Source organism: Phytobacter sp., assembly GCF_059074235.1.
This window is the reverse complement of the sequence record NZ_JCACPZ010000004.1, coordinates 2,094,267-2,100,389: the sequence shown is the minus strand read 5'-3', so window position 1 is coordinate 2,100,389 and position 6,123 is coordinate 2,094,267. Positions and strand designations below refer to the sequence as shown.

General features: G+C 48.6%; 5 protein-coding genes and 4 tRNA genes. 8 read left to right on the top strand and 1 reads right to left on the bottom strand.

What is annotated here, in order from left to right:
• Nucleotides 1-139 precede the first annotated feature (139 nt).
• Together murB and birA are read left to right on the top strand one after the other, a co-directional pair.
• Nucleotides 140-1,168, top strand: coding sequence for a UDP-N-acetylmuramate dehydrogenase (murB, locus tag AC5JPW_RS13960; protein ID WP_494241114.1), 1,029 nt, complete (start codon nucleotides 140-142; stop codon nucleotides 1,166-1,168).
• Nucleotides 1,165-2,127: a bifunctional biotin--[acetyl-CoA-carboxylase] ligase/biotin operon repressor BirA gene (gene birA, locus AC5JPW_RS13955; protein WP_494241113.1), complete on the top strand. Its 963-nt coding sequence runs from the start codon at nucleotides 1,165-1,167 to the stop codon at nucleotides 2,125-2,127. Before murB ends, birA begins: the two co-directional genes overlap by 4 nt.
• Nucleotides 2,128-2,156: 29 nt before the next feature.
• Here the strand turns inward: birA and coaA are convergent, their stop codons facing one another.
• On the bottom strand, nucleotides 2,157-3,107 hold the full coding sequence (gene coaA / locus AC5JPW_RS13950; RefSeq protein WP_494241111.1) for a type I pantothenate kinase: 951 nt from the start codon (nucleotides 3,105-3,107) through the stop codon (nucleotides 2,157-2,159).
• A 665-nt stretch (nucleotides 3,108-3,772) separates the two neighbouring features.
• Between coaA and AC5JPW_RS13945 the strand changes: the two genes are divergently transcribed.
• The 6 genes from AC5JPW_RS13945 to secE all read left to right on the top strand — a co-directional run bounded on the left by AC5JPW_RS13945 (nucleotide 3,773) and on the right by secE (nucleotide 6,122).
• Nucleotides 3,773-3,848 (top strand) — tRNA-Thr (locus tag AC5JPW_RS13945).
• 8 nt (nucleotides 3,849-3,856) lie between these two features.
• Nucleotides 3,857-3,941: transfer RNA gene (locus AC5JPW_RS13940), tRNA-Tyr, on the top strand.
• 118 nt (nucleotides 3,942-4,059) lie between these two features.
• A tRNA-Gly gene (locus tag AC5JPW_RS13935) sits at nucleotides 4,060-4,134 on the top strand.
• Nucleotides 4,135-4,140: 6 nt separating this feature from the next.
• A tRNA-Thr gene (locus tag AC5JPW_RS13930) sits at nucleotides 4,141-4,216 on the top strand.
• A 110-nt stretch (nucleotides 4,217-4,326) separates the two neighbouring features.
• Complete coding sequence (gene tuf / locus AC5JPW_RS13925; RefSeq protein WP_494238106.1) at nucleotides 4,327-5,511, top strand: elongation factor Tu; 1,185 nt, start codon at nucleotides 4,327-4,329, stop codon at nucleotides 5,509-5,511.
• A 227-nt stretch (nucleotides 5,512-5,738) separates the two neighbouring features.
• Entirely contained in the window at nucleotides 5,739-6,122 is a 384-nt protein-coding gene (gene secE / locus AC5JPW_RS13920; RefSeq protein WP_437434176.1) for a preprotein translocase subunit SecE, read from the top strand.
• The last annotated feature ends 1 nt before the right edge of the window (nucleotide 6,123 follow it).

The following is a 6,123-nucleotide window of genomic DNA, read 5'->3' as shown; positions in this document are numbered from 1 at the left end:
GGCATCAAATAAGTGAAGAGCCCATCCGGAAGGATGGGCTTTTTGCGTTTTTATCTTCCTGAAAACCTTCTCTATAACCACAAGCACGCATCTTGCAGATACGGTAAACTATCCCGGTTTCTGCATCAGGATAGCGTCTATGAATCACTCCCTTAAGCCCTGGAATACCTTTGGCATCACTCATAATGCTCACAATATTGTCTGTGCTGACAGCGCTCAGCAATTACTAAATACATGGCAAAGCGCAACTCAAAACCATGAGGCAGTACTTATTCTGGGCGAAGGCAGCAATGTACTCTTCCTGGACGATTTCTCTGGAACCATCATTGTTAACCGAATAATGGGCATCGATGTTGCTGAAGGTGACAACACCTGGCATTTACATGTGGGAGCCGGGGAAAATTGGCACAAACTGGTGCAGTTCTCGCTCGATAACAATATGCATGGGTTGGAAAACCTCGCGCTGATACCGGGCTGCGCAGGTTCATCACCGATTCAAAACATTGGTGCTTACGGCATAGAACTAAAAAACGTATGTGAATACGTTGATTGTGTCGAACTGGCAACAGGAAAGGCAACGCGTCTCACTGCTGAAGCATGCCGCTTTGGTTATCGTGACAGCATATTCAAGCATGAGTATCAGGATCGCTATGTCATCGTTGCCATTGGTCTGTGTTTAGCCAAAAAGTGGACACCGATCTTATCCTACGGTGATCTGATTCGTCTTGATCCTGCGACCGTGACGGCCAGAGAAGTGTTTGATACCGTCTGTCATATGCGCATGAGTAAGTTGCCTGATCCAAAAATAAATGGAAATGCAGGCAGTTTCTTCAAAAACCCGGTCATTACCCATCAAAAAGCGACAACTTTACTCGCTGAATGGCCCCATGCTCCCCATTATCTGCAGGCTGACGGTAGTGTGAAACTCGCCGCGGGCTGGCTTATCGATCAGTGCCAGTTAAAGGGCACTGTAGTCGGTGGTGCCGCAGTGCACCGGCAGCAGGCATTAGTACTCATTAATGAAAGCAACGCGACCAGCGATGATGTCGTTAGATTGGCACATCTTGTCCGCCAGCGTGTTGGGGAAAAATTTGATATCTGGCTGGAACCTGAAGTGCGCTTTATTGGCTCGGATGGTGAAGTTAACGCCGTGGAGGTTATTGCATGAAGGACAACACAATTCCATTGACGCTGGTTTCACTACTTGCCGACGGTGAATTTCATTCTGGTGAGCAACTCGGTGAGCGTCTTGGGATGAGTCGCGCTGCTATCAATAAGCATATCCAGACTCTGCGCGACTGGGGTGTTGATGTTTTTACGGTACCAGGAAAAGGATACAGTCTGCCAGAGCCGATTCAATTACTGAGCCAGGCCTGGATTTCTGAAAAGGTCCCGGATGGTAATGTGGCTGTTTTATCTGTAATTGATTCTACTAATCAGTATTTAATGGACAGGATCTCAGAGATAGCCTCTGGGGATGCGTGTGTTGCGGAGTACCAACAGGCTGGCCGTGGAAGACGTGGGCGCAAATGGTTCTCTCCGTTCGGTGCTAATCTCTATCTCTCGATGTACTGGCGTCTCGAGCAAGGCCCTGCTGCTGCTGTGGGGTTGAGTCTGGTCATTGGAATGGTCATGGCTGAGGTTTTACAAGAGCTTGGTGCTGATAACGTTCGGGTAAAATGGCCAAACGATCTCTATCTTAACGATCGAAAACTTGCTGGTATCCTCGTCGAATTAACGGGAAAAACAGGGGATGCAGCTCAAATCGTGATCGGAGCAGGCATTAACCTCGTGATGCGCAATGTTGAAGACAGTGTCATTAACCAGGCATGGACCAACCTGCAGGAAGCTGGCATTACCATTGATCGTAACGTACTGGCAGTTCGCCTGATTACAGAGTTGCGTACGGCTCTTGCACTCTTTGAAGAAGAAGGCCTGGCTCCCTGGCTTTCCCGTTGGGATCAACTTGATAATTTCATCAATCGTCCGGTAAAGCTGATTATTGGCGAACGCGAAATTTTTGGCATCTCTCGCGGTATTGATATGCAAGGTGCATTATTGCTTGAGCAGGATGGCGTCATTAAACCCTGGATGGGGGGCGAAATTTCGCTCCGTAGCGCCGAATAATGAAGAAGGGGAGCCGGAGCTCCCCTTTTTTATTTCCTCAAGCGGACCTGCTCGACAGCGTGGTTCGCGCTCTTCGTCATTATCAGGCTGGCGCGTTCACGCGTAGGAAGGATATTTTCCCGGAGATTAAGCCAGTTAATTTCCTGCCAAAGTGATGTGGCGATTTGAACGGCTTCTGTTTCCGATAGTTTGGCGTAGTTATGGAAATAGGAATCAGGATCGGTAAACGCTCCTTCTCTGAATTTCAGGAAGCGATTGATATACCACTGCTTAAGCATCTCTTCCGGGGCATCAACATATATTGAGAAATCGACAAAGTCAGAGACAAACACGTGATGAGGATCGTGTGGATAATCCATTCCGCTTTGTAAAACATTCAGCCCTTCGAGAATCAATATATCCGGTTGAGCGACGGTTTTATCCCCGTCAGGGATAACGTCATATATCAGATGTGAATAAACCGGTGCTGTTACATTTGTTGCTCCGGATTTTATGTCCGAAACAAACTTTACCAGACGGTGCATATCATAAGATTGCGGAAAACCTTTTTTCTTCATCAGGTCACGATCTTTAAGAACCTGATTTGGATGCAAAAACCCGTCAGTAGTGATTAATTCGACACGGCGATGTTCCGGCCAGCGGCTTAATAGTGCCTGTAGCACGCGGGCAGTTGTACTTTTACCAACCGCGACACTTCCCGCGATACTAATAATATAGGGGATACGCTGCCCATCGGTGCCTAAAAATTGCTCGAGAACAGCCTGGCGACGCAGGTTCGAGCTAATATAAAAGTTGAGTAAACGAGAAAGTGGCAGATAAATCTCAGCAACCTCTTCCAGTGAGAGGTCTTCATTAATGCCTTTTAACCGTGCGATTTCACCTTCAGTAAGCGTCATCGGTACGGAATCACGAAGCGCAGCCCATTGGCTGCGATTGAACTGTAAGTACGGCGTCATTAACGTTTGCTCTTTTTTACTCATAAGCTTTCTGCCTGCCAATCTGGCTCGCCACATATGCTTCCTGAGCGCTGCGGGAAGCCTTTATTAAGATAATGCGATGGCGTGACGTTATTGAAATAAGTTAGGACAATGGGCAGGAGGTTAACACCAGATGACAGCGAATAATATGAAAAATGTCTATTAGATGACGCTTAACAAGCAAAGCACCACGTTCCTTCCTTATGTGCGGATAGTGATGATTAAGCTGATGGCCACTGACACCAATCCTCCCACTTGAAGAGCCCTGGCACATAACAATATCAGTAAGGTTGTGGACATTAGCGAGGTATCGGTATGTGACGGATTCAACCGATTGGTATGGATTTGTATAACGCGGTACAGGCCACACGTAAGCCTGGTCTTAACCTCTTTTCAGTGCCTGCGGCTCCTTTTATACAGCTAGCACTATCTTTCCCCCTTCAGGACGGTGATGCTTACTCTTTGTTGAAAGATGTCCAACAAGATTTAAGGACATCTCAGGGGCATTTTACTGTTTGGATTATCCTGGTCGGTTGTTTTTTACGCTGAGCTGCTCGAAATAGCACCATTTCTGCGGCTGTTAGTTTAAAATGTGAGCGAAAGAATATTTTATGCAATTTTTTAGTTGCATGAACTCGCAGGTCTCCATAGAATGCGCGCTACTTGATGCCGACTTAGCTCAGTAGGTAGAGCAACTGACTTGTAATCAGTAGGTCACCAGTTCGATTCCGGTAGTCGGCACCATCAAGTCCGGTGGGGTTCCCGAGCGGCCAAAGGGAGCAGACTGTAAATCTGCCGTCACAGACTTCGAAGGTTCGAATCCTTCCCCCACCACCACTTTCTGGCAGCGTTTTCGCCGCCTGAGCGGGTTAGAAAAATTAATCAGCTCAAAACAATAAAAAGAGATTTATCTCTTTTTTTGTACAGAAAGAACTGGGTAGCCGAGTTTCAGGATGCGGGCATCGTATAATGGCTATTACCTCAGCCTTCCAAGCTGATGATGCGGGTTCGATTCCCGCTGCCCGCTCCAAGACGTGCTGATATGGCTCAGTTGGTAGAGCGCACCCTTGGTAAGGGTGAGGTCCCCAGTTCGACTCTGGGTATCAGCACCACTTCATTCTTCCCTCCCAATTCTCTCTGTTACTTAATTCAACAAGTCGGGCATGTTGCCTGGTTGATGTGGTGATATCACCGATTTATCCGTGTCTTAGAGGGACAATCGATGTCTAAAGAAAAGTTTGAACGTACAAAACCGCACGTTAACGTCGGTACTATCGGCCACGTTGACCATGGTAAAACAACGCTGACTGCTGCAATCACCACCGTTCTGTCCAAAACCTACGGTGGCCAGGCTCGTGCATTCGACCAGATCGATAACGCGCCGGAAGAAAAAGCACGTGGTATCACCATCAACACTTCTCACGTTGAATACGATACCGAAATCCGTCACTACGCACACGTAGACTGCCCGGGCCACGCCGACTATGTTAAAAACATGATCACTGGTGCTGCGCAGATGGACGGCGCGATCCTGGTTGTTGCTGCGACTGACGGCCCGATGCCGCAGACTCGTGAACACATCCTGCTGGGTCGTCAGGTAGGCGTTCCTTACATCATCGTGTTCCTGAACAAATGCGACATGGTTGATGACGAAGAGCTGCTGGAACTGGTAGAAATGGAAGTTCGTGAACTTCTGTCTCAGTACGATTTCCCGGGCGACGACACTCCGATCGTTCGTGGTTCTGCTCTGAAAGCGCTGGAAGGCGAAGCAGAGTGGGAAGCGAAAATCATCGAACTGGCTGGCTACCTGGATTCTTACATCCCGGAACCAGAGCGTGCGATTGACAAGCCGTTCCTGCTGCCTATCGAAGACGTATTCTCCATCTCCGGCCGTGGTACTGTTGTTACCGGTCGTGTAGAGCGCGGTATCGTTAAAGTGGGTGAAGAAGTTGAAATCGTTGGTATCAAAGAGACTGCTAAGTCTACTTGTACTGGCGTTGAAATGTTCCGCAAACTGCTGGACGAAGGCCGTGCTGGTGAGAACGTTGGTGTTCTGCTGCGTGGTATCAAACGTGAAGAAATCGAACGTGGTCAGGTACTGGCTAAGCCGGGCACCATCAAGCCGCACACCCAGTTCGAATCTGAAGTGTACATTCTGTCCAAAGACGAAGGCGGCCGTCATACTCCGTTCTTCAAAGGCTACCGTCCTCAGTTCTACTTCCGTACAACTGACGTGACTGGCACCATCGAACTGCCGGAAGGTGTTGAGATGGTAATGCCGGGCGACAACATCAAAATGGTTGTTACCCTGATCCACCCAATCGCGATGGACGACGGTCTGCGTTTCGCAATCCGTGAAGGCGGCCGTACTGTTGGTGCGGGCGTTGTAGCAAAAGTTATCGCTTAATAGCTGATAACATTTGACGCTACGCGCAAGAAAAGGGCATCATTTGATGCCCTTTTTGTACGCGCTCGAATCAGAACCTGGCTCATCAGTGATTTTTTTCTCATAATCATTGCTGAGACAGGCTCTGTAGATAGCGTTGAGTCCGAAACGCGACAAAGCTTTTCGGTTTGGTTGCCTCGCTCATGCGGGGCAAAAATGTTTGTCTGATTCTTGTAACGGGTTGGTTTATGAGTGCGAATACCGAAGCTCAAGGGAGCGGGCGCGGCCTGGAAGCGATGAAATGGGTTGCTGTTGCTCTACTGCTCATTGTGGCTATTGTAGGCAACTACCTCTATCGTGACATGATGCTGCCGCTGCGTGCGCTGGCCGTGGTGATTCTGATTGCTGCAGCGGGTGGTGTCGCGCTGTTAACAACGAAAGGTAAAGCAACCGTTGCTTTTGCCCGTGAAGCGAGAACCGAAGTCCGTAAGGTTATTTGGCCAACTCGCCAGGAAACATTGCACACCACATTGATCGTAGCTGCGGTAACGGCGGTTATGTCACTTATTTTGTGGGGACTGGATGGTATTCTGGTTCGCCTCGTTTCCTTTATCACTGGCCTGAGGTTCTGAG